The organism is Uliginosibacterium sp. 31-16 (assembly GCF_030730865.1).
Lineage (GTDB): Bacteria > Pseudomonadota > Gammaproteobacteria > Burkholderiales > Rhodocyclaceae > Uliginosibacterium.
The window spans coordinates 1,291,527-1,313,658 of record NZ_JAVALZ010000001.1 but is presented as its reverse complement, the minus strand read 5'-3'; the positions used below and the strand labels follow the sequence as shown (position 1 = coordinate 1,313,658).

The window sequence follows — 22,132 nt, the reverse complement described above, 5'->3', positions numbered from 1 at the left end:
CTCTTCAGCCAGACATGCTGTAAAGCCACGCCGGGCGCGGCTTTACAGACACCCCATGCATCCTCAGAAATCCGCGCTGAGCGACACGTAGACCGTCGGCGTCACGGCATTGGCGGGCGTGTCGTCGCCCAGATAAGCGCGGTACACCTGCACGCCGCGATCGGGGATTTCCTGATGGCGTTTGCCAAGATTGATGGCATTGAGGGCGATTTCGTATTTGCGCCCGCTCTCGGTGCGGGCATTCCAGGCAATGCGTGCATCGAAGCTGGTGTAGGCCTTCGTGACATACGGCGTACCGGTGGCGATGCCATCGGCACCCGCCATGGGGCCGACGCGCACGGCACTGAACATGCTCGACCATTGCCGCGTCCAGCGCTGCTGCCAGGCCAGGCTGGCCGTGTAGGGAGCAATCCGGTCATCCACCTGCGCATCGCCTGAATGCCGATGGATAAGGGTGTGGTTGAAAATGATGTCCGCTTCTTTCCAGGGTTTGAAGCGCAACTGGTATTCGACGCCCTGCAAGGTAATGGGGCTGGCCAGATTCTGATATTGCAGGGAGCTCATCCAGGGCTCCAGCGCCGCGGTGGAGCTGACCGGGTTGCGTACGATGAAATCGCGCACGCGCTCGCGGAACAGGCGTACGTCCAGACTGCTGGCCATTGGCTTGAAGCGCCCGAGGTAGCCCAGTTCGATGCTGTCGATGCGGGCCTGGCGCAGATCCGGGTTGGCCAGGTGATGGACCAGCAAGGTCCCGGTGAGCGGGTCGATGACGCGGGTTTCGCCTTCTTTCTCGAAGGTCGGGCGTTGTGCCCAGGCACGCGAAGCGCCTGCCCTCAGGGTCTGCATCGGCTGGACTTGCCAGTTCAGGAAGGCGCGCGGAGCAATATGGGTGGGCTCGCCACGATATTTTTCGAGCGCGGCGCCAAGATTCAGATGCAGATCGCGCGTCAGATGCTCATCGAGATTGCCGAACAGGCGATACAGGTCGGTTGGCTCCGGATTGCCAGCGGCATACATGAAGGGGAAGTCGACCGTGTCGCGCCGCGCTTCAGCCCCCCAGACGGTCTGGCGAGCGGCGCTGGACAGGCGGGACTGAAACTCAAGCTGGTCACGCGTGCCCTTGCGGTCACGATTGACGGCGGCGCCGGTCGGTCCGTAAGGAACTCCCGCCGGCACGGTCGCAATCCAGGCATCGCGATTGCGTTCCTGGTTGTGATAGAACTGCACGAGCATTTCGGCATTCGCTGCCGGCGTCCGGGTCCACTTGAGGTGCAGGCTCTGCGCCTGGGCGCTGGCGTCACGCGGCCCCACGCTGTTGAACAGGGAGTTTTCGTAGCCTTCGCCACGCAACGCCGAACTGGCCGCCAGACGCAGCATCAGCTCATCCTGATTGGAAACGCGCCAGTCGCTGCGCAGACTGCCGACATTCACGCGGCGCCCGTCGTGCAGATTGTCGAAACCGGTATCGCGTTTTGTCGAGGCCGCCAGTTGAAACGTCGCCGGACCGGCCTTGAGGTGCTTGAGCCCTTCAAAGTCGTGAACCTGGGCGCTGCCCAGATTGCTGCGCACCCGGTCGATGGGGTTCTGCGCGGTGTGGTAGGTGATGATGTTGATCACCCCCATGAAGGCATTCGCGCCATAGGTCACGGCATTCGGCCCGCGCACGACTTCGATTCGGTCGATCTCCTCCGGCGAAACCGGCAGCGTGGTCCAGTCGACACCACCAAAATTGGCCATCGAATACACCGAGCGGCCATCGACCAGCACCTGCAACTCGGACGGGAAATTGGCCCCCAGCCCGTGATAGGTCACCCAGTAGCTGTTGCCGCGTTCCTGCCCGATCTGCATGCCCGGCACCAGCCGGAAGATGCGCGCCAGATCACGATACCCGGTCGCTCGGATCAGCTCGCCTTCGATCACGGTGACTGCGCCAGGCGCTTCATTCAGTGGCTGGGGCAGGCGCGAGGCGGTCAGCACCGTGGGCAGATCCTCGAACCAGACCTCCTCGCCCGCACTGACAGGGGCGGCGAACACGCTGAGCGCAAGGCCGAGCAGGCAACACTGAAGAGGCTGGGTCATCAATTCAACTTTGAGGCAGTATCCAGGGTGGGTCGAAGCTTTGCACATGCGACTTGAACCATAGTCTAAAGGGCGAATGAATACGTCAAGTGACAACTTTGTCACGCTTTTACAAACAGCCGCGCTGGCTGCCGGAATTTCCCCTTGTGCCCGCCGTCCACCGCCGACAAATGTACAGGGGAGTCCCGCCTGGCGGGCGCCGCAAATGGGAGGGGCAGGCAATCTGTGCTAGCCTTCGCAGGCTCCCTTCAGTTGTTATCCGGCCATGAATTCGCCCATCCCCGCCCCTGTCACGCCTGCTCGCCACAGCCGGCACCACCTGCCCGTGCCGCAACGCGTACCGGCCACCCGCTGCTTTGCCTGGCTGGCCTCGGGCTGGCGCATGTTTGCCGCCCACCCCGCCGACTGGGTGCTGATGGCCTTGTGCGCCTTTGCGCTGCTGGCCATTCCGACGGTCGTGCTGGCCCCAATTCCCCTGATCGGCCCGATGCTCCCCCCGATCCTGCTGACCCTGCTGCTCGGCGGCATGCTGCACGCCGCATCGACCCAGGCGGAAGATGGGCAGGCGCATTTCCTGCAACTCTTCGAGGGCTTCCGCCGGCATCCCGGCAATCTGGCCCTGATCGGCGTGTTCTACGCCCTGCCATTGATCCTCATCCACCTGCTCCTGATTCTGGTGGGTGGCGGCCTGCTGGTCAGCCTGCTGGGCAATTCGGTTGGCGGCGCACTGGGCGACCTCACTAATTCACTGCTCAGCATGCTGGTCGACCTGGGCATTGCCCTGGGCATTTTCCTGCTGCTGTGGGGTCTGCTCCTGCTGGCCATGCTGTTTGCCCCGGCGCTGGTCATGGAGGCCAAGGCTCCACCGCTGGAGGCGATGCGCCTGTCGCTGGCCGCCAGTCTGCGCAATATCGGCGCAGTGCTGCTGCTGGGGCTCAGTCTCTACGTGCTGTTCGTGCTGGCGCTGGTTCCCGCGGGACTGGGCGTGCTGATCTACATCCCGCTGCTGGTCGGCACGCTGCATGCGGCGTATCAGGACCTGTTCGCCGCTCCTGACAGCGAGGCCTCCTGATGCAGGCCAATGCTTTTCCAGCTCTGCATGGCTGGGTCTGGCTGCAAGCCGGTTTTGCCCTGTGGCGCAGCACCCCCTTGCCCCTGACGGGCTCGGCCATGACGATGATGATGTGCCTGCTGCTGTCCGCCTTGCTGATCCCCGGCATCGGGCCGCTACTGGCGATTGCACTGGTCCTGCCGCTGCAGGTCGGCATGTTCCTCGTATGCAGCAGCTGCGCCCAGCAGCGCAGGGCGCATCCGAAGCTGCTGTTTGCCTGCTTCACCAAGGCTCGCCTGCCCGGTTTGTTTGCCCTCACCGGGCTGAGCTTTGCGGCAATTCTGGTGTGTTTCATGCTGGCCACAGCGCTGACCGGTTTCGACTTCGGCAGCTTTGCCAGCATCGCAGCCAAAGGCACGGAGCTGCCGGTTGAAATGCAGGACAAGCTCCGCAAGCTCGTATGGTGGGCAAGCCTGCTCTTCGTTCCCATCCAGATGACGACCTTTTTTGCCGCGCCCCTGATTGCGCTGAAAAACACGCCGCTGATCAAGGCCCTGTTCTTCAGTTGCGTGGCCTGCTGGCGGAACCTGCGCCCCATGCTGGTGATGCTGCTGAGCTTCTTCGTGCTCGGCAATCTGCTGCCCGCACTGCTGCTCGGCGTCATCAGCCAGCTCTCCGCTTCGTTTGCCGGGATGCTGTCCGGTGTCTGGATGATGATGATGTTCCCGGTGCTGTGCGCCACGCTCTACAGCTGCGCGCGCGATATCTTCGGCGAGTGGCCGATCGCATGAGCACACCTGCCGCGCTGGGCATTCTCGGCGGCACTTTCGACCCGATCCATCACGGCCATCTGCGCCTGGGTATCGAGGCGCGCCAGCGCCTGGGTCTGGCCTCGATCCGCCTGATCCCGGCCGGCCAGCCGCCGCACCGCGCACGCCCCGGCACGCCGGCCGAGCACCGTCTGGCGATGACCGAACTGGCCGCCAGCGAGCTACCCGGCTTTGAAGTCGACCCGGCTGAAGTACGCAGCCAGCAGACCAGTTACACGGTGGCCACGCTGGAACGCCTGCGTGCCGAGCTCGGTCCGGCCCAGCCACTGGTGCTGATTCTCGGCGCCGACGCCTTCCTCGGCCTGCCGGGCTGGCACCGCTGGCGCGAGCTGTTCGGCCTCGCCCACATCGCGGTGGCCACGCGTCCTGGCTACATTCTGGCCGATGCGCTGTACGGCGGCGATCTGGCCGACGAGTGCCCGCAACGTCTGACTCAGGATGCGCAGGCCCTGCGTGCGGCAGCAGCCGGCGCCATCGTGCCGTTCACGATCCCCTCGCTGGAAATCTCCGCGACCCTGATCCGCCATGCACTGGCCCACGGCGAGGACGCGCGCTTTTTGCTGCCTCCCGCCGTTCTCGACTATATTCAGACCCATCACCTCTACTCTCGCTGACCCTCGCACCGCATGAACACCACCAAGCTCCAGAAAATCGTCGTCGATGCCCTCGAAGACGTCAAAGCCACCGACATCGAAGTCATCAACGTCACCAAGCTCACCTCGCTGTTTGATCGCGTGATCATCGCCAGCGGCAGCTCCAACCGGCAGACCCGGGCGCTCGCCAACAACGTGGTGGTGAAGGTCAAGGAAGCCGGCGGCGAAGTGCTCAGCACCGAAGGCGAGGACACCGGTGAATGGGTGCTGGTGGATCTGGGCGACGTCGTGGTGCACGTGATGCAGCCGGCCATCCGCGCCTATTACAACCTCGAGGAACTGTGGTCCACCACGCCGTCCAAGCGCGGCAAGCTGATTGCCGCCAACGAGGCTGCACACAATCAATGAAACTGATCATCGCGGCGGTCGGCACGAAAATGCCGGGCTGGGTGGAGAGCGGCTATGCCGAATTCGCCAAGCGTCTGCCGCGCGATTGCCCGCTGGAACTTGTCGAGGTGAAGGCCGAGCCACGCACCACCGGCAAGACCCCGGCCGCGATGATGGCGGCCGAGGCCGAGCGCCTGCGCGCGGCGATTCCGGCGCGCCGCCGCCTGGTAGTGCTGGATGAGCGCGGCGACGACATTTCCACGAAACAGCTCGCCGAACGCCTGCAGAAATGGATGGGGCTGGGCGACGATGTGGCTTTCGTGATCGGCGGCCCGGACGGGCTGGACCCGGCATTCAAGGCCGAGGCGCATGAGAAGATCCGTCTCTCCAGCCTGACCCTGCCGCACGCCATGGTGCGCCCGCTGCTGGCCGAAGCGCTGTATCGCGCCTGGAGCCTGCACAGCAACCACCCCTACCACCGCGAATAGGCCCGCAAATGCCTTACTCGAATGTGCCGCCCCGCATCTATCTGGCCTCGCGCAGCCCGCGCCGGCGCGAACTGCTGCACCAGATCGGGGTGGATTTCGACACCCTGATGTTCCGCGCACCGCCGCGTGACGACGAAGACATCGCTGAAGACGTGCTGCCCGGCGAAGACGCCGAAACCTATGTCGTCCGCGTCGCCTGCGCCAAGGCCGAGGGCGCGCTGCGCCGCATCGGCTGGCGGCGGATGCGCCCGCAACCGATCCTGTCCGCCGACACCACGCTGGAACTGGATGGCGAAATCATCGGCAAGCCGGACAGCGAACATCACGCCGACGCCATCCTGCGCAAACTCAGCGGCCGCACCCACCGCGTCCTCACCACCGTGGCGGTGGCCGACGAGAACCGCCTCGAATACCGCCTGAACATCAGCACGGTGCGTTTCCGCGAACTCGATGACGAAGATATCCGGCGCTACATCGCCACCGGCGAGCCCTTCGACAAGGCCGGCGCCTATGGCATCCAGGGCCACGCGGCAGTCTTCATCGCCGAGATCAGCGGCTCCTACACCGGCATCATGGGCTTGCCACTGTTTGAGACGGCGGAATTGCTCGGGCAATTCGGCATCACCGTATAGGCTGGAGAGCCGCTTCTGGCGGCCTTCTCCAGCACGGCCTCCCGCTCAGGCCCATCCATCCTTGCTGTGCACCTTGCCCATCTGCACAGGCTTGTCGCAAGCGCCTCTCCGGGCAAGGCCGGAACATACCCATCTGAACGGATCAAGTCCGCCCTGCCGCCCGCCGTGGACAGGCTGACTGGAGAATGATGTGACAGGGCTTATCCCGGAACTCGATCAGACACTCGCCGCGCGGGTACAGGAAATACAGATCCGTCAGCATCTGGACAGCACACGCCGGGCGCTGGCGGCTTCGTTCATGGCCAGCCTGCTGGTCATGCTGGCCTTCCACGACGATATCGCTCCGGCAGGCCTGTTGTACGGATGGGGTGGCGTGGTGAATCTGGTGGCCATCCTGCGCCTGCTGCTTGATCTGCGCTGGCAGCGTGACGCGCGCCGGCTGGCGCGCGGCAGGCTGTGGGTGAGGCGCATCGCCCTGCTGGCCGGTTTGTCCGGTCTGATCTGGGGATCTCTGGGCTCGCTGCTGTACGCCTTCATCTCGCCTTCGCTGCAGGCGCTAGCGCCCCTGTGTGTGCTGGGCGTCGCCGCCGGTGGCGTCATGTCGCTGGCCAGCCTGCCTGCTGCCTACAACGCATTTTTCATCTGCCTGCTCGTACCGTCGGTCTTCGTGCAAGCCATGCAGCAGAGTTCGCTGGAGCGCTGGACCGGCTTCATCCTGCTGGTCTTCACCTTCACCCTGCTGGCCGGCGGGCGGATTGCGGCGTCCAGCCTGCGTCAGGCCATCGAGCTGCGCCTGCGTCTGTCCGCGGCCCTCGATGCCGCAGAGCTCGCCCGGCGGCATGCAGAAGATGCCAATCAGGCCAAGAGCCTGTTCCTTGCCAACATGTCACACGAACTGCGCACCCCGATGCACGCCATTCTCGGCTTCTCGCAGCTGGGCAGCAGCAAGACCGGTGACTCCAAGCTGCGGGATTATTTCGAACGCATCGCCGCCAGCGGCACCCGCTTGCTGTCGCTCATCAACGATCTGCTCGACCTGTCCAGATTCGAAGCCGGTCATATGGAAATGAACTGCAGCCGACAGGCGATCCGCCCCCTGATTGATGCCGCTCTGCTCGAAATCGACAGCCTGCTCAGCGCAAAGCACCTGCGGGTCCAGCTCAGCGAGGCGCCAGACCTGCCGCTTGCGGCGCTGGACAGCCTGCGCTTCAGCCAGGTCATCCGCAACCTGCTGTCAAATGCCCTCAAGTTTTCACCCGTAGGCGGATGCATCAGCATCACTCTGGATAGCCTGCCGACGGAAGAGGGGAGCCAGCTGCTGCGCCTGCGTTTGTGCGACGAGGGGTCTGGCATCCCGGACGCCGAACTGGATGCCGTGTTTAATGAATTCGTCCAGAGCAGCAAGAGCAACACCGGCGCAGGCGGCACCGGACTCGGGCTGGCGATCTGCCGGCGCATCGTGCTGGCCCACGGCGGACGCATTTTCGCCCGCAATCAAACCGGCGGCGGCGCTGAACTGGTCGTGGAAATCCCCGCCGCTCAGTAACGCCGGGTCACCGCCGCCTGGGCCGATAGCCAGGCCAGTGCGAGGAAGGGCCACACGGCAGCGGCAAGCTGGGTCAGACCGTAGAAATTCAGAAAATGGCCCTGCTGCAGGGTGCGCACCGAAGCGTCCACAAAAGGATTGTCGGGCGCGAGGTTGACCAGCACGGTTGCCATCAGCAGGGTCAGGCTGGCCAGACTGTGCTGGCTCCAGCGCGGCAGGCGCTTCGCCACCGCCAGCAGCACCAGCCCCAGCACCAGACCGCGCAGGGCGCCGCTGCTGGCCCACAGCAGGGGATCAGCCGGGAGCAGGAAAATGTAGTCGGCCAGCGAATGCAGGGCCAGCCCGACGCTCAGCACGAAGAACAGGAATCCGGCACTGAACTCGCGCATGCCACGCAACAGGAGCAAGCCCAGGGCCAGCGTGCTGCTGGCCGCAATCGCCATCTCCAGCAGCAGGTAACGCCGTGCCGAAAAGGCCAGCGGCGCGGGCAGGTCAAACAGCACTCGCAGGTCACCGGCCCCGAACAGGGTAGTCGTCGGCTCCAGCTGGGTGAGCCACCACAGCGCGATCAGCAGCATGCCGGTTTCACCGATGTGACCGGGCAGAACGCGCCGCGCGCGCCAGCGCTGCACGCGACCGCCTTCGTCAAACACACCGCCCCAGCGCAATCCGAGCAGTGCGCCAAACCCCCCGCCCAGGATGTTCGCTGCCAGATCAAGATTGGACGCCACGCGAGTAGGCAGATAGTTCTGCAGGAATTCGACCGCAAAGCTGAGCAGACCGCTCAGCAGCAGCGCGGCCAGCACCACGCGACCGGCACGGCGACGGTCGTGCAGCGCGGCAGCAAAAAAGAAGCCCAGGGGCAGGAAGCCCGCGACATTCAGGACGATGTCCGAAGGCTGGTTGTATTTCGGCCAGGGCGCGGTCAGGAACGCCCAGGGGCTGACCCCCGAATCCGTCCAGCCCGAAAAGGGATGCAGGCACGCGTACAGGGTCAGCAGCGCCCAGGCGGCACACAGGTAACGGGGCAGCCGGCTGGAGTGTGTCATCGGGCTGCCCGCCGCCTCACGGCTTGCGCGGCGTATGTTGCGTGGCCGCGCTGGCGTGGGCATGCCCCTCGTCGTGGTGGCTGCGGGCGTGGTCGTGCAGCAGCTCCGGCGTCGTGCGAATCCACTGCGGCAGCAGCGAGCCCGCCAGCATGGCGACGATGCTCGCGAGCAGACCGAAGAACTGCGGTGGCACGGTCTTGGCCAGCTCGACCCAGCCCTCTGGTGCCGGCACCCAGCCGATCATCGGCAGCAACAGGGCCAGCCACACCAGCCCGCCAAACACGATGGCAAAGATCGCCCCCTGATTGGTGGCCCGCTTCCAGTACAGACCGAACGCCAGCGGCGCAAAAGCCATCGCCAGGGTCACCGAGTAGGCCTGCTCGACCATCTGGTAGATCGTCGCTTCGCTATTGAGCGCAAACACCAGCACCAGCGCGGTGAAGATCACCACGATGATCCGGGTCATGCGCAGGAAGTGCGCGTCATTCATGCCGGGCATGAAGCCGCGCAGCACGTTTTCGGAGAAGGTCACCGAAGGCGCCAGCAAGGTGCCCGAAGCGGTGCTCATGATGGCCGACAGCAATGCGCCGAAGAACATCACCTGTGCCGGAATCGGCATGTGATCAAGGACCAGGCGTGGCAGGATCATCTGCGAATCCCCGCCCTCGGCCAGATGCGTGGCCACCAGATCCGGCGCCACGATGGAGGCCGAGTAGGCAATGAACAGAGGCACGAAGGCGAAGAAGAAGTAGCCCACGCCACCGGTGACCGTGCCCCACACCGCACCGGTCTCGTTGCGTGCCGAATTCACGCGCTGGAACACGTCCTGTTGCGGCATCGAGCCGAGCGCCATGGTCGAAAACGCGGCGATGAAGGCAACCCACTGCAGAAACCCGCCGCTGGGCAGGAACTGCAGCTTGCCGTTAAGAGCCATGTGATCAACCACGGTGCCCACACCTCCCGCCATGTCGCCTACGGCATACGCGATGTAGAGCAGGCCGATGACGATCACACTCATCTGCATGAAGTCCGTCAGTGCCACCGACCACATGCCACCGTAGAGCGTGTACAGCAGCACCACGCCGGTGCCAATGACCATGCCCCATTCCGGCGTGATCGCACCTCGCGAGAGCACCGCGAACACCAGACCCAGCGCCGAAATCTGCGCGGCCACCCAGCCAAGATAGGAAATCGTGATGACGATCGAAGTGATGATTTCCACCGCACGGCCATAACGGCGGCGATAGAAATCGCCCAGGGTCATCAGGTTCATGCGGTACAAGGGCAGGGCGAAGAACAGGCCGAAGAAGATCAGCGCTGCCGAAGACCCGAAGGGATCTGCCACGATGCCGGACATGCCTTCGCGCACGAAGGTGGCCGAAATGCCCAGCACCGTCTCGGCGCCGAACCAGGTCGCAAATACCGTGGCAACCGTGATGTAGAAGGGCAGGTGACGACCCGTGGTGACATAGTCGGTCGAGTTCTTGACGCGCGTGGCGGCGTACAGACCGATGGCGATGGACACCAGCAGATAAAGCACTACAAATGCGATCAGCATTGACGGAAAACCCCGGAAAACAGGCTCTGTGGCCCACAAGAAATTTCGTGCCGATTATACCGGCGCAGGCGCAGCCTGATGCACCTTCCTGCAGACCCGCGTCCCGCCTTGCTCTGCAAGATGCATGCCCGAAGAAGACCGCCACATGCGGCTCTCCAGACAGGCTAATCCTCTTCCACGAACACCTGTTCACGCCCGCGCTGCACTTTCGGCAGCAACACGGCCAGCAGCAGTCCGGCTGCGAGCAGCAGGAGCACGAGTGAAACCGGCCGGGTCAGGAACACCGTCGGGTCACCACGCGATAGACGCAACGCCCGGCGCAGATTCTCCTCCAGCAGCGGGCCGAGGATGAAGCCCAGCAGCAGCGGCGCGGGCTCGCAGCCCAGCCGGTGAAACAGGTAGCCGAGCACAGCGAAAGGCAGGATCAGCAGCACATCGACCGGATTGTTCTGCATGCCGTAAACGCCGATCGCACAGCACAGCAGGATCGCCGGATAAAGCAGGCGGTAAGGCAAGGACAGCATGCGAATCCACACGCCGATCAGCGGCAGGTTGAGCACCAGCAACATGCCGTTGCCAATCCACATCGAGGCAACCAGCCCCCAGAACAGATCCGGGTTGCTGGTCATCACCTGCGGGCCGGGCTGAATGCTGTGGATGGTCATCGCGCCGATCATCAGCGCCATCACCGGATTGGGGGGAATACCCAGCGTCAACAGCGGAATGAAGGAAGTCTGTGCACCGGCGTTATTGGCCGATTCCGGCCCGGCTACACCGGCGACAGCGCCCTTGCCGAATTCCTCAGGGTGAGGCGCCAGTTTCTTTTCCAGCGAGTACGAAGCAAACGAAGACATCACCGCTCCACCGCCCGGCAACACCCCCAGCAACGACCCCAGGAAGGTGCCACGCAAGGCCGCGGGCCAGGCCGCGCGCAACTCGGCCCGCGTCGGCCACAGGCTACCGACTTTCTGCAGCACGGTCTGGCCGGCTTCCACCGATTCGAGGTTGCGGATGATCTCGGCGAAGGCGAACAGGCCCATCGCCACCACCACGAAATTGAAGCCATCCATCAGCTCCGGCACATCGAAGGCAAAGCGTGCCGTGCCCGAATTCACATCGGCTCCCACCGTGCCAAGCAACAGACCCAGCACGATCATCGCCAGCGCCTTGAGCAGCGAGCCATGCGCAAGCACGACCGCTCCGACCAGCCCCAGCACCATCAACGCCACATACTCGACCGAGGCAAAACTGCTGGCGAGTTCTGTCAGGGGCGTGGCAAACGCCGCCACGATCAAGGTGGCTACCGTGCCGGCGAAAAACGAGCCCAGCGCCGCAATCGCCAGCGCCGCGCCGGCGCGCCCTTTGCGCGCCATCTGGTAACCATCCAGGCAGGTCACCACCGACGACGACTCGCCCGGCAGATTGACCAGAATGGCCGTGATCGAGCCGCCGTACTGCGCACCGTAATAGATCCCGGCGAGCATGATCAGCGCGGCCACCGGCGGCAGCGCATAGGTCATCGGCAACAGCATCGCGATGGTGGACAGCGGGCCAAGGCCCGGCAACACACCGACTGCCGTACCAAGCAGCACGCCCATGAAGCAGTACAGCAAGTTCTGCAAGGACAGGGCGGTGTCAAAACCAAGCGCGAGATTGGCCAGCAGATCCATGCTGATTCACCCGAAGGCCGGCCACAGCGGCAAGGGCAGTTTCAGCCCCCACACGAAGACCACGCTGGCGGCGCCAGCCAGCACCAGTGCGCTCAGCAACACCTCGCCCCAGCGCGGCCGCTGCTGCGCCAGACTGCTCAGACCCACCAGCAGCAGCGCGGCCAGAAACAGGCCCAGCGGTTTGAGCAACAGGCCAAAAGCGGCCACCCCGCACAGCACCGCCAGGATTGCCCGCCACGGCAGGCTGCCGGCAGAAGGCCGTCCCGCGCTCGTCTTCACGGAGGCGAAAATCGCAATGCCCAACAGCACCAGCAGACCGCCAAGCAGGCGTGGGAAATAGCCCGGCCCCATCTGCGCAGCGGTGCCCATGTCATACGCACCCGCGCCGAAGACGAAGCCGCCACCAAAGAGAATAAACAGCAGACCAGCAAACCGGTCAGACGAGATCCGAGCCACGTGTCCTCCATTTAGCCACCAGCCCGGCCTCACGCGCGATCGCGCTGCGGGCCTGATCCCAGTCGCTCGCTACCGTCAGCAGATCCTGCGCGCAGGACACCGACAGGCGAAACAGCTTGTCGCGCGCCTTGCCGGTTTCGGCTTGCAGAATATGGCTGAGGGGTGGCACGTGCGGACTGACTTCCACCACGAAACCGCAGCGCGAACCATCGGCACGCTGCGCCACACCGATGGCCACCGCCGCATCCTCGCCCTGCGTGAAAGGCTGTCCATGGTAGTAGTTGTAGAAACCTGCAGTGCTCAGCCCTTGCTCCGTCAGCCAGGCATTGATCTGGGGTTTGGCGCGGAAGCTGCGTGGCTTGCGAAACCATAACCCGACCAGCAAGGGCGCGACGAACAGCACCGGCACCAGCCAGGCGATGTCAGCCCCGCGCAGTTCGCCCAGCCACTCAAGCATCGACACTTAATCCAGCTTGGCGCCGGAACGCTTCACCACCGCCGGCCAGGCCGCCAGCTCGGATTTCATCAGCGCGCCAAACTGCTCCGGCGTGCTGCCGGCACTCTCCGCCCCGGCTGCCAGCAAGCGTGCCTGCACCTCGGGCTGGGCAAGGATCTGGGCGACCGCCTTGTTGATCTTGTTAACCACGTCTTTCGGCGTTCCCGCAGGCATCAGCAGACCATTCCAGGTCGTCGCATCAAAGCCGGGAAAGCCCTGTTCGGCCACTGTCGGCACATCCGGCGCGGCCACCGAGCGACGCCCGTTGGACACGGCAATCAGTTTCACCTTGCCCGCCTTCAGCAGGGGTTGCACATTCGACAAGGCCGCAAAGGCCATATGCACTTCGCCACTGTTGAGCGCCTGCGCAGCAGGCGGGCCACCATTGAAGGGGATGTGCACGATGAAGCTGCCGGTGGTCATCTTGAGCATCTCCATCGACAGATGCGACAGGGAGCCATTGCCGACCGAAGCATAATCCAGCTTGCCTGGCTTGCTCTTGGCCAGTGCCACCAGCTCCTTGATGTTGTTCACCTTCAGCTCGCTGCGCACAGCCAGCACATTGGGCTGGGTCACGACCAGGATCACCGGCACGAAATCCTTCGCGGGGTCATACGGCAGCTTCGGGTACAGGGCGGGCGCTACGGTGAGCGGGCCGTTGTAGCCCATCAACAGGGTGTGGCCATCGCGCGCCTTAGCCACGACATCACTGCCGATGGTGCCACCCGCCCCCGGCCGGTTCTCGACAATCACCGGCTGGCCAAGCATGGGGGTGAGTCTCTCGCCGATCACGCGCGCCGCGATGTCCACCGAGCTGCCTGCCGGGGTGGGCACCACGATCTTCACAGTCTGGCTTGGCCAGGCCTGAGCCAGTGCGGCAAGGGGCAGAACACTGCTGGCAACACAGACAAGCAGACGACACAGGCGGCTGAACATGATCAAGGCTCCCGGGAAGTGGATGCCCGGATCATAGCAGCGCAAGCGCCCCTGCTGCACGCATGGTACTAGGGCGCGTAGATCACCGGATTTCGCGAAAACCGCTCCAGATGCTTTTTCAACAAGGCCTCAGGAACACCGCGCCGGTTCAACTCGGCCAGACGCTTGTCGATTTCGTTGATCACGCTCTGATGGGGAAATTTCTTGCTGAAGGCAAAATGAATATCCTGCGTCGAAATCATTGGCGTCAGCGCAATGATCCCGGCTTTGTCGGAATGACTTTGAAGATAGGCCTGGCCGAGGTAGTAACTGGTGACGAAGTAATCAATGCGCCCCAAAGCCAGTTTGGCAAAATTGTTCTCCATGGTCGGAGCCTCATCCATCTTCAGGCTCTGCCGCCAGTAATCATCGAAACCGGCGCCAAAGGTATCGCCCGCGCTGTAGCCCCCTGTCCGGCCCTGCAGGGTATCCCATGAGGTAAACACGAAAGCCTTGTCGCTGCGGACGAACACCGCAATCGGATTGGGAAAGGAGCGATGTTCGGTGAACCTCAGGAACTGTTGGCGCTCCGGCGTGATGCGCAGGCTCACCAGCATGTCGATCTGCCCCAGGGCAGCCATACCAAGTACCCGCTTCCAGGGATAAACCAGAGGCTGGAAACGGACATTGGCTGGCCGGACCATTTCCAGCAGTTCAATGCTGGCGCCATCGAAGGCCGCATCGCCCACGGCCCAGTGATAGGGTGGATAAGTCGGGTTGGTCGAATAGGTAATGATCACTGGCGGGTCGGCTTGCGCCTGCACCAGGCCTGCCACGACGAGCGCAAAAAAAGCCTGCAAAAACAGGATGGTTTTTCTGATCATGACAGCGCCGATCACGGAGGAGTTACCGCCTGAATCTAGCAATCAATCATCAGGCCCTATCCGTGGCCTGCCCCGGTGGACTCAATTCATTACATGCAACAGGGCACTGACAGCCAGCACACAGGCAGCCAGGCACAGGATCGTCAGCAGGCGATTCTGCCGGCGCAGATTGGCCAGCAGTTCAGTGTGACGTGCCGCCTCACGTTCCTGCGCGTCGGTGTTGAGCGCGCGGTGCAGCAGGCGGGGCAACTGCGGCAGGGTCGCCGCCCAGTTGGGGGCCTCGCTCTTCAGATGCCGCACGAAAGCGCGCCAGCCGATCTGCTCGCTCATCCACTTTTCGAGGAAAGGTTTGGCGGTCTGCCACAGGTCCAGTTCCGGATCGAGCTGGCGACCCAGCCCTTCGATGTTGAGGAGCGTCTTCTGCAGCATGGCGAGCTGCGGCTGCACTTCCATCTCGAAACGGCGTGCGGTCTGGAACAGACGCAACAGGGTCTTGCCGAAGGAGATGTCTTTCAGCGGGCGGTCAAAGATTGGCTCGCATACGGCGCGAATCGCGGTTTCAAACTCATCCACACGCACATGTGCCGGCACCCAGCCTGCGTCGATGTGCGCCTGCGCCACACGCTCGTAATCGCGCTGGAAGAAAGCCAGGAAATTCTGCGCCAGATAGGATTTGTCACGATCCGTCAGGCTGGCCATGATGCCGAAATCCAGCGCCACATACTGCCCCTGCGGGGTGACCAGAATGTTGCCGGGATGCATGTCGGCGTGGAAATAGCCGTCACGAAAGACCTGGGTGAAGAAGATTTCCACCCCGGCGTGCGAAAGCTGTTTCAGGTCTACACCCTGCGCGCGCAGAGCATCGATTTGCGAGATCGGCGTGCCGTGCATGCGCTGCATCACCATGACCTTGCGCGTACAGAAATCCCAATGCACGGCAGGCACGATCAGCAGCGGCGAATCGGCAAAATTGCGTCGCAGCTGCGAGCAGTTGGCGGCCTCGCGCATCATGTCCAGCTCGTCGTCGAGGTGACGCGCGTACTCGGCGACCAGCTCGCGCGGCTTGAGGCGCTTGCCGTCGCGCCACAGTTTCTCGATGAGCAAGGCCGCGCTGTCCATCAGCGCAAGGTCGTGGGCAATCACCGGCTCGATGCCGGGTCTCAATACCTTCACGGCAACTTCGGTGCCATCCGGCAGCTCGGCAAAATGCACCTGCGCCACCGAGGCCGAGGCCACCGGCTCGGCCGCTATGTTGCGGAAGATCTCGCTCGCCGGCTTGCCGTACTCAGCCTCCAGCACCTCGAAAACCTGCGCCGAAGGAAAGGGCGGCACCTGATCCTGCAGCTTGGCCAGCTCGTCGGCGATGTCCAGCGGCAGCAGATCGCGCCGTGTGGACAGCAGCTGGCCGAACTTCACGAAGATCGGCCCCAGCGACTCCAGTGCCAGGCGCAGGCGCACCGCGCGCGGCTCGGCAAAACTCCGCGTCGGCAGCAGGCGCTGGGCCCATTCACCGGCGCGCGTGTTGGAGGCATGGTCAAGGACCATCTGGTCCAGACCAAAGCGCAAACCGACGGAAATGATCTTGGCGAGACGGAACAGGCGCACGGTATCGGAGCTGAAACGGGAAAGGGAGGATGGTAGCGCACCACCGCCCGCCTGCGGCGGCGGATTGAGTGCTGAATGGGTCATACAGACCGACATGCTCGCAGAGCCGCGCAGGGCCCCGGTCTTCAGGCATGCATGCCGGAAAGGCAATACAGGCGCGGCTTTTCAAGCATGCATGCGGGAGTGATCAATCCCCGCCCCTGCAAAATCCAGCATCGACGCAGCCGACGCAAAGCTCACTCAGCACCTGGAACCCGGTACTCAGCCCTTTCTTCACCGTACAATTCTCACTCCACCCGAGAACGCCAAAAACATGACCCGCCCCACGAACGACACTTTCCTGCGTGCGCTCATGCGCCAGCCTACTGAATACACGCCGATCTGGCTGATGCGCCAGGCCGGCCGCTATCTGCCGGAGTACCGCGCCACGCGCGCGACGGCGGGCAGTTTCATGGATCTGTGCCGCAACGCGGCCTTCGCCACCGAAGTGACCCTGCAGCCACTGGCGCGCTTTCCGCTGGATGCGGCGATCCTGTTCTCCGACATCCTCACCGTGCCGGATGCAATGGGCCTGGGCCTGTCCTTCGCCGAGGGAGAAGGCCCGCGCTTTGCCTCGCCCTTGCGCTCGGAGGCCGCGATCCGTGCGCTGGAAGTGCCGGACATGGCCAAGCTCGGCTACGTGTTCAACGCGGTCAGCGAAATCCGCAAGGCGCTGAACAATCGCGTGCCCCTGATCGGTTTCTCCGGCAGCCCCTTCACGCTGGCCTGTTACATGATCGAGGGCGGTGGTTCGGATGACTTCCGCCATATCAAGGCCCTGATGTACTCGCGCCCGGAATTGCTGCACCACATCCTCGAGGTGAACGCCCGCACCGTCACCGAATACCTCAACCAGCAGATCGAGCACGGTGCGCAGGCCGTGATGGTGTTCGACACCTGGGGTGGCATCCTCAGCGGCGCAGCCTACCGCGAGTTCTCGCTCGAATACATGCGCCGCATTGTCGCCGGGCTCAAGCGCGAACACGCCGGCGAACGCGTGCCGGTCGTCCTGTTCACCAAGGGCGGTGGGCAATGGCTCACCGACATGGCCGACACCGGCTGCGATGCACTGGGTCTGGACTGGACTGTTGATATTGCTCAGGCGCATGCCCTTGTGGGCAGCAAGGTATCTCTGCAAGGCAACCTCGATCCGGGCGCACTGATGGGTTCACCCGAAGGCGTCGCGGCCGAAGCAAAACGCATCCTCGATGCCATGGGAACAAGGCCTGGCCACGTTTTCAACCTCGGCCACGGTATTTCACAGCACGCCCCGCACGACAATGTGCGGGTACTGGTCGACACCGTGCACAGCCACAGCCGGGCCTTGCGAGGCCACGCAGGCGTGTGACCGGCCTGTGACGGGTGTGTTGCAGGGGCATGACATGCAGAGTGAGGCTGCAAGCCCCTCGGCGGGGCACCTCGGGCCCACAGCCCCAGCCCGCGCGGCATGGCAAGGGCTTGACTTATGCACAAGAACACCATCACAGCGCCTGTGTGCAGCGCAACATCCGTACGGCTTTTTTGACCGCTCGCAAGCCAATGTTTTTAAAGGGTTTTTAAAGAGAGATTCGCCAATAGCACGAATTTGCAGACTTGCGCAAGCCCCGTACCGGCAAGCTGCACGGCCGCACTACTCACACTTTTATCCACAGGAGCTGTGGATAAAGAGGAACGTAGCGCTACAGCAACATGTTGCAGATCAAACTGCCTGAAACACTTCAGCTTTGCACGCCAAGCACCTGAATAAAAAGAACTTCAACAAACATAAAGAGAACCTTTTTTGAGCCGGATTGTCCGCGTCGCCCTCCCGCTGCCCAGGCCTCGCCTGTTCGATTACCTTGCCGGCCCTGAAACCCGACCGGTTGTCGGTCACTGTGTCCGCCTGCCCTTTGGGGCCGGAGAAAAAACCGGGGTCATCATTCAGGTAGACCCCGCCGACGCCCTGCCTGTGGACAAACTCAAGCCGGTGCTCGAAGTCCTCGCCGACGTACCACCCCTGCCCGATCAATGGCTGGCCCTGACCCAGTTCGCCGCGCGCTATTACCAGCACCCGCTCGGCGAAGTGATCTCTGCCGCCCTGCCGCCGGGCATCCGCCGCGCCGTGAAGCTGCCGCGCGATGACGATCCCTGGCTGGCCACCACGGCCGCCGGCCGCACCGCACTGGGCGAGGCCAGAAAGATCACCCGGGCGCTCGCGGCGGTCGAAACCGTTCAATCGGCGGGCGCGCGCCGCCGCAGCCAGTTGCTGACTGACCTTGAGGGAGATGCTTCGGCTGCCATTCGCGAAGCCCGCGCCAAGGGCTGGCTGGAAGTTGTCGCCCGTGCCGGTGAGCGCGAGCCCATCGGCGCACTCACCCTGAACGAAGCACAGGCCCGCGCGGTGGAAAAGGTGAACGCCGCCGCCGGCACCTTTGCCCCCTTCCTGCTCTTCGGTGTGACCGGCTCGGGCAAGACCGAGGTGTACCTGCACCAGATCGCCCACACCCTGGCGGCCGGCAAGCAGGCCCTGATGCTGGTGCCGGAGATCGGCCTGACGCCGCAGTTGATGGAGCGCGTGGCGAGCCGCTTCCCCGGCGCCAATCTGGTCAGTCTGCACAGCGGCATGGCCGACGGCGCTCGTTCGCTGGGCTTCATCCAGGCACTCAAAGGCGAGGCCGACATCGTGCTCGGCACACGCCTGTCAGTCTTCGTGCCGCTGCCACGGCCGGGCCTGATCGTCATCGACGAGGAGCACGACAGCTCCTTCAAGCAGCAGGACGGCCTGCGTTACTCGGCACGCGATCTGGCCGTATGGCGGGCGAACTTCGAGAAACTGCCGATCGTGCTTGGCTCGGCCACGCCCTCGCTGGAAACCTGGCTGCATGCCGAGGCCAAACGTTACACGCGACTGGACCTGCCGGTGCCTGCCGTGGCCGACAAACCGCCCAGCCTGCGGCGCATCGACACCCGCCGCGCCAAGCTCGACAACGGCCTCTCGCCGGGCCTGCTCAAAGCCATTGGCGAGCGCCTGGAACGCCGGGAGCAGAGCCTCGTCTTCCTTAACCGGCGCGGCTACGCCCCGGTAATCGCCTGTCCGCAGTGCAACTGGGTCAGCGCCTGCCCGCACTGCTCGGCCAACATGGTTTTCCACGCGGCCGACCGCAGCCTGCGCTGTCATCACTGCGGCTCGGAAGCGCCCGTGCCACGCGTCTGCCCCGGCTGCGGCAATCAGGATCTGCACGCCTTCGGCCGCGGCACCCAACGCCTCGAAGAACGCCTGCGCGAGCACTTCCCCGCAGCGCGCATCGAACGCGTGGACCGCGACTCGGTGCGCACTCCGGCGCAATGGGAAGAAGTACGCAGCCGCATCGAAGCACGCGAAATCGACGTGCTGGTCGGCACCCAGATGCTCGCCAAGGGCCACGACTTCCCGATGCTCACGCTGGTCGGCATCGTCGGCGCGGATGCGGGCCTGTATGCCGCCGACTACCGCGCGCCCGAGCGTCTGTTCCAGCAGCTGATGCAGGTGGCGGGGCGCAGCGGACGTGGCGAACTGCCCGGCGAAGTGCTGGTGCAGACCGAGTTCCCGGAGCATCCGTTGTATGAACATCTGGCGCGGCGCGACTACCCCGGCTTCGCCAAACGCGAGCTGGCCGACCGGCGTCTGGCCGGCTTTCCACCCTACGGCTTTCACGCCGTACTCCGGGCCGAAGCGCCCGAGCTGGACACAGCCGTCGCCTTCCTGACGACAGCGCGTGACGCCGCGAACACCCTGCAAAGTGCCGTGCGCCTCTACGACGTGGTGCCGATGCGGCTGGTGCGCAAGGCGCGGCTGGAGCGCGCCCAGCTCGTGATCGAATCCGACACCCGACCCGGCTTGCAAAGCATGCTCAGCGAGCTGATGCCGCTGCTCTACGCCCTGAAAATGCCACGCGAACTGCGCTGGCACATGGATGTGGATCCGGGGGAGTTGTAGATCCGGCGCAAGACATGCCCGAAGACCCGCGTCCAGCAAGGATCTTCAGGCAAGCGGCCGGCACAGGCCCGCCTGACGGGCCTGTGCCGGCAGGCGTGACTCAGTTAGCCGCCACCGGCACGGCGCCACCGATCAGATCGTCGTCATCGTCCGGCTCGTCTGCAGATTCCGTTGCGGCGACTCGCGGCTGGCCATCACTGGTCAGGTCAATCGTGGCGAGCGGAATCAGGCGGCTGCCATGACGCCAGCGGTAGCCGAACCAGATCGCGAGGAACAGCGGAATGCCGATGTAGGTGGCGGTGAGCCCGACCCAGTCCACATGCTCGGCGCTGAAAGCCTGCCAGTTCTGCCCCAGCGTGATCAGCAAACACAGACCGAAGGCGAACAGCGGGCCGAAGGGGAAGAAGGGCGAGCGATAGGGCAGCTCGGCCAGATCACGCCCCTGCACGCGCCAGGCACGGCGGAAACGGTAGTGACATACAGCGATGCCCAGCCAGGCGATGAAGCCGGTCATGCCCGAGGTGTTGAGCAGCCACAGATAGACTGTCTGGTCGCCGAAGATCGAGGTCAGGAAGCACAGCGCGCCGACGGCCGTGGTGGCATACAGCGCGTTGAGCGGCACGCCATTGCGTGACAGGCGCGCGAACAGGGCCGGCGCCTTGCCCTCGCAGGCCAGCGCGTAGAGCATGCGGGTGGAAGCGTACATGCCCGAGTTGCCGGCGGAGAGGATGGCGGTGAGGATCACCGTGTTCATCACGCTCGCCGCGAAGGCGATGCCGGCACGCTGGAACACCAGGGTGAAGGGGCTCACGCCAATCTCGGTCACGTCGGTCTTGAGCAGGTTCGGATCGGTGTAGGGAATCAGCAGGCCGATGATCGCAATCGCCAGCACGTAGAACAGCAGGATGCGCCAGAACACCTGCCGCACCGCACGCGGAATGCTGCGCCCCGGATCGGCGGATTCACCCGCGGCGATACCGATCAGCTCGGTGCCCTGGAAGGAGAAACCGGCGATCATCGCCACCCCGATCAGCGCCGGCAGGCCGCCTGCGAAGGGCGCATCACCGATGGTGAAGTTCTCCAGCGGCAGGGTCTGGCCGCCCTTCATGAGGCCGAAGATCATCGCCACACCGGCGACGATGAAGAGCAGCACGGTCACCACCTTGATCAGCGAGAACCAGTATTCGCCCTCGCCGAAGCCCTTCACCGAAATCGCGTTGAGCGCAAACATCACGCTGAGGAACACGCCGCTCCACACCACGCCGGGGATCTCGGGGAACCAGTACTTCATCACGATGGCCGCGGCGGAGAGCTCCACCGCGATCGTCACGGCCCAGTTGTACCAGTAGTTCCAGCCCAGCGCGAAGCCGAAGCCCGGCTCCACGAAGCGCGCACCATAGGTGGCGAAGGAACCGGCCACGGGCATGTAGGCGGCCATCTCGCCCAGGCTGGTCATGAGGAAATACACCATCAGGCCGATCAGGGCGTAACCCAGCAAGGCACCACCGGGGCCTGCCTGCGCCACGGTGGCGCCGGAAGCCACAAACAGGCCGGTACCGATCGAGCCACCGATCGCAATCATCGTCAGGTGGCGGGTTTTCAGGCTGCGGCGCAGCCCATCGCCCCGTGCCGGGGCGGACGCGGGAGCATTCATCGTATGTTCCTGGTGCACAGATTTTTCCCGACCGCCGACACCACAAGCCAGCAGGGCACGGGAAGCGCGGCATCCTAGCACCACACGACCCCGTATGCAGTTGCGCTGCAGTAAGAGTTTGTTGCGCACGGTCGAAATTATCGGAGAGCGGTCTGCAGATCGGCTTCTGGTCTGACTCTCCGGGCATGCCTTCCGAAAAGCCTTGTCGCGCAATGCGCTTCACGATCCATGCCTGAAGAAGCCCG

At 64.0% G+C, this 22,132-nt stretch carries 19 protein-coding genes; 9 read left to right on the top strand and 10 right to left on the bottom strand.

Going from position 1 to position 22,132, the window contains the following annotated elements:
• Positions 1–63: 63 nt before the first annotated feature.
• Complete coding sequence (locus Q9Q94_RS06060; RefSeq protein WP_305979124.1) at positions 64–2,079, bottom strand: TonB-dependent siderophore receptor; 2,016 nt, start codon at positions 2,077–2,079, stop codon at positions 64–66.
• Between the two features lie 265 nt (positions 2,080–2,344).
• Between Q9Q94_RS06060 and Q9Q94_RS06055 the strand changes: the two genes are divergently transcribed.
• From Q9Q94_RS06055 to Q9Q94_RS06025, 7 genes are all read left to right on the top strand, one after another.
• Entirely contained in the window at positions 2,345–3,151 is an 807-nt protein-coding gene (locus Q9Q94_RS06055; RefSeq protein WP_305979123.1) for a BPSS1780 family membrane protein, read from the top strand.
• Positions 3,151–3,921, top strand: a complete 771-nt coding sequence (locus tag Q9Q94_RS06050; protein ID WP_305979122.1) for a BPSS1780 family membrane protein — start codon at positions 3,151–3,153, stop codon at positions 3,919–3,921. The genes Q9Q94_RS06055 and Q9Q94_RS06050 overlap by 1 nt, the downstream gene beginning before the upstream one ends.
• The gene (nadD, locus tag Q9Q94_RS06045) at positions 3,918–4,574 is read left to right on the top strand and encodes a nicotinate-nucleotide adenylyltransferase (RefSeq protein ID WP_305979121.1); all 657 of its coding nucleotides are present in this window, start codon (positions 3,918–3,920) and stop codon (positions 4,572–4,574) included. Before Q9Q94_RS06050 ends, nadD begins: the two co-directional genes overlap by 4 nt.
• Before the next feature lie 12 nt (positions 4,575–4,586).
• Positions 4,587–4,961, top strand: coding sequence for a ribosome silencing factor (gene rsfS / locus Q9Q94_RS06040; protein WP_305979120.1), 375 nt, complete (start codon positions 4,587–4,589; stop codon positions 4,959–4,961).
• Positions 4,958–5,428 carry a 23S rRNA (pseudouridine(1915)-N(3))-methyltransferase RlmH gene (gene rlmH, locus Q9Q94_RS06035; protein ID WP_305979119.1) on the top strand — a complete coding sequence of 157 codons (471 nt, stop codon included), beginning with the start codon at positions 4,958–4,960 and terminating at the stop codon, positions 5,426–5,428. The genes rsfS and rlmH overlap by 4 nt, the downstream gene beginning before the upstream one ends.
• Before the next feature lie 8 nt (positions 5,429–5,436).
• Positions 5,437–6,060 carry a nucleoside triphosphate pyrophosphatase gene (locus tag Q9Q94_RS06030; RefSeq protein ID WP_305979118.1) on the top strand — a complete coding sequence of 208 codons (624 nt, stop codon included), beginning with the start codon at positions 5,437–5,439 and terminating at the stop codon, positions 6,058–6,060.
• Between the two features lie 190 nt (positions 6,061–6,250).
• Entirely contained in the window at positions 6,251–7,606 is a 1,356-nt protein-coding gene (locus Q9Q94_RS06025) for a sensor histidine kinase KdpD (protein WP_305979117.1), read from the top strand.
• Here Q9Q94_RS06025 and Q9Q94_RS06020 read toward each other — a convergent pair.
• The 8 genes from Q9Q94_RS06020 to ubiB all read right to left on the bottom strand — a co-directional run bounded on the left by Q9Q94_RS06020 (position 7,600) and on the right by ubiB (position 16,239).
• Positions 7,600–8,655 carry a VanZ family protein gene (locus Q9Q94_RS06020; protein WP_305979116.1) on the bottom strand — a complete coding sequence of 352 codons (1,056 nt, stop codon included), beginning with the start codon at positions 8,653–8,655 and terminating at the stop codon, positions 7,600–7,602. The two genes, Q9Q94_RS06025 and Q9Q94_RS06020, sit on opposite strands and share 7 nt — an antisense overlap.
• Before the next feature lie 16 nt (positions 8,656–8,671).
• The gene (locus Q9Q94_RS06015) at positions 8,672–10,213 is read right to left on the bottom strand and encodes a sodium:solute symporter family protein (protein ID WP_305979115.1); all 1,542 of its coding nucleotides are present in this window, start codon (positions 10,211–10,213) and stop codon (positions 8,672–8,674) included.
• A gap of 164 nt (positions 10,214–10,377) precedes the next feature.
• Positions 10,378–11,883 (bottom strand): tripartite tricarboxylate transporter permease, encoded by a 1,506-nt coding sequence (locus Q9Q94_RS06010; protein WP_305979114.1) that lies wholly within the window; start codon positions 11,881–11,883, stop codon positions 10,378–10,380.
• Positions 11,884–11,889: 6 nt separating this feature from the next.
• Positions 11,890–12,339, bottom strand: a complete 450-nt coding sequence (locus Q9Q94_RS06005; RefSeq protein ID WP_305979113.1) for a tripartite tricarboxylate transporter TctB family protein — start codon at positions 12,337–12,339, stop codon at positions 11,890–11,892.
• Entirely contained in the window at positions 12,320–12,802 is a 483-nt protein-coding gene (locus Q9Q94_RS06000) for a hypothetical protein (RefSeq protein ID WP_305979112.1), read from the bottom strand. Before Q9Q94_RS06000 ends, Q9Q94_RS06005 begins: the two co-directional genes overlap by 20 nt.
• Positions 12,803–13,771: a tripartite tricarboxylate transporter substrate binding protein gene (locus Q9Q94_RS05995; RefSeq protein WP_305979111.1), complete on the bottom strand. Its 969-nt coding sequence runs from the start codon at positions 13,769–13,771 to the stop codon at positions 12,803–12,805.
• 68 nt (positions 13,772–13,839) lie between these two features.
• Positions 13,840–14,634: an ABC transporter substrate-binding protein gene (locus Q9Q94_RS05990; RefSeq protein ID WP_305979110.1), complete on the bottom strand. Its 795-nt coding sequence runs from the start codon at positions 14,632–14,634 to the stop codon at positions 13,840–13,842.
• A gap of 81 nt (positions 14,635–14,715) precedes the next feature.
• Entirely contained in the window at positions 14,716–16,239 is a 1,524-nt protein-coding gene (gene ubiB, locus Q9Q94_RS05985) for a ubiquinone biosynthesis regulatory protein kinase UbiB (protein WP_305979491.1), read from the bottom strand.
• 313 nt (positions 16,240–16,552) lie between these two features.
• On the opposite strand from ubiB, the gene hemE reads away from it, so the two are divergent.
• Positions 16,553–17,626 carry a uroporphyrinogen decarboxylase gene (gene hemE, locus Q9Q94_RS05980; protein WP_305979109.1) on the top strand — a complete coding sequence of 358 codons (1,074 nt, stop codon included), beginning with the start codon at positions 16,553–16,555 and terminating at the stop codon, positions 17,624–17,626.
• A 432-nt stretch (positions 17,627–18,058) separates the two neighbouring features.
• Complete coding sequence (locus tag Q9Q94_RS05975; RefSeq protein WP_305979108.1) at positions 18,059–20,233, top strand: primosomal protein N'; 2,175 nt, start codon at positions 18,059–18,061, stop codon at positions 20,231–20,233.
• A 100-nt stretch (positions 20,234–20,333) separates the two neighbouring features.
• Here Q9Q94_RS05975 and Q9Q94_RS05970 read toward each other — a convergent pair whose 3' ends face one another.
• Positions 20,334–21,887, bottom strand: coding sequence for an amino acid permease (locus Q9Q94_RS05970; RefSeq protein ID WP_305979107.1), 1,554 nt, complete (start codon positions 21,885–21,887; stop codon positions 20,334–20,336).
• Positions 21,888–22,132: the final 245 nt, after the last annotated feature.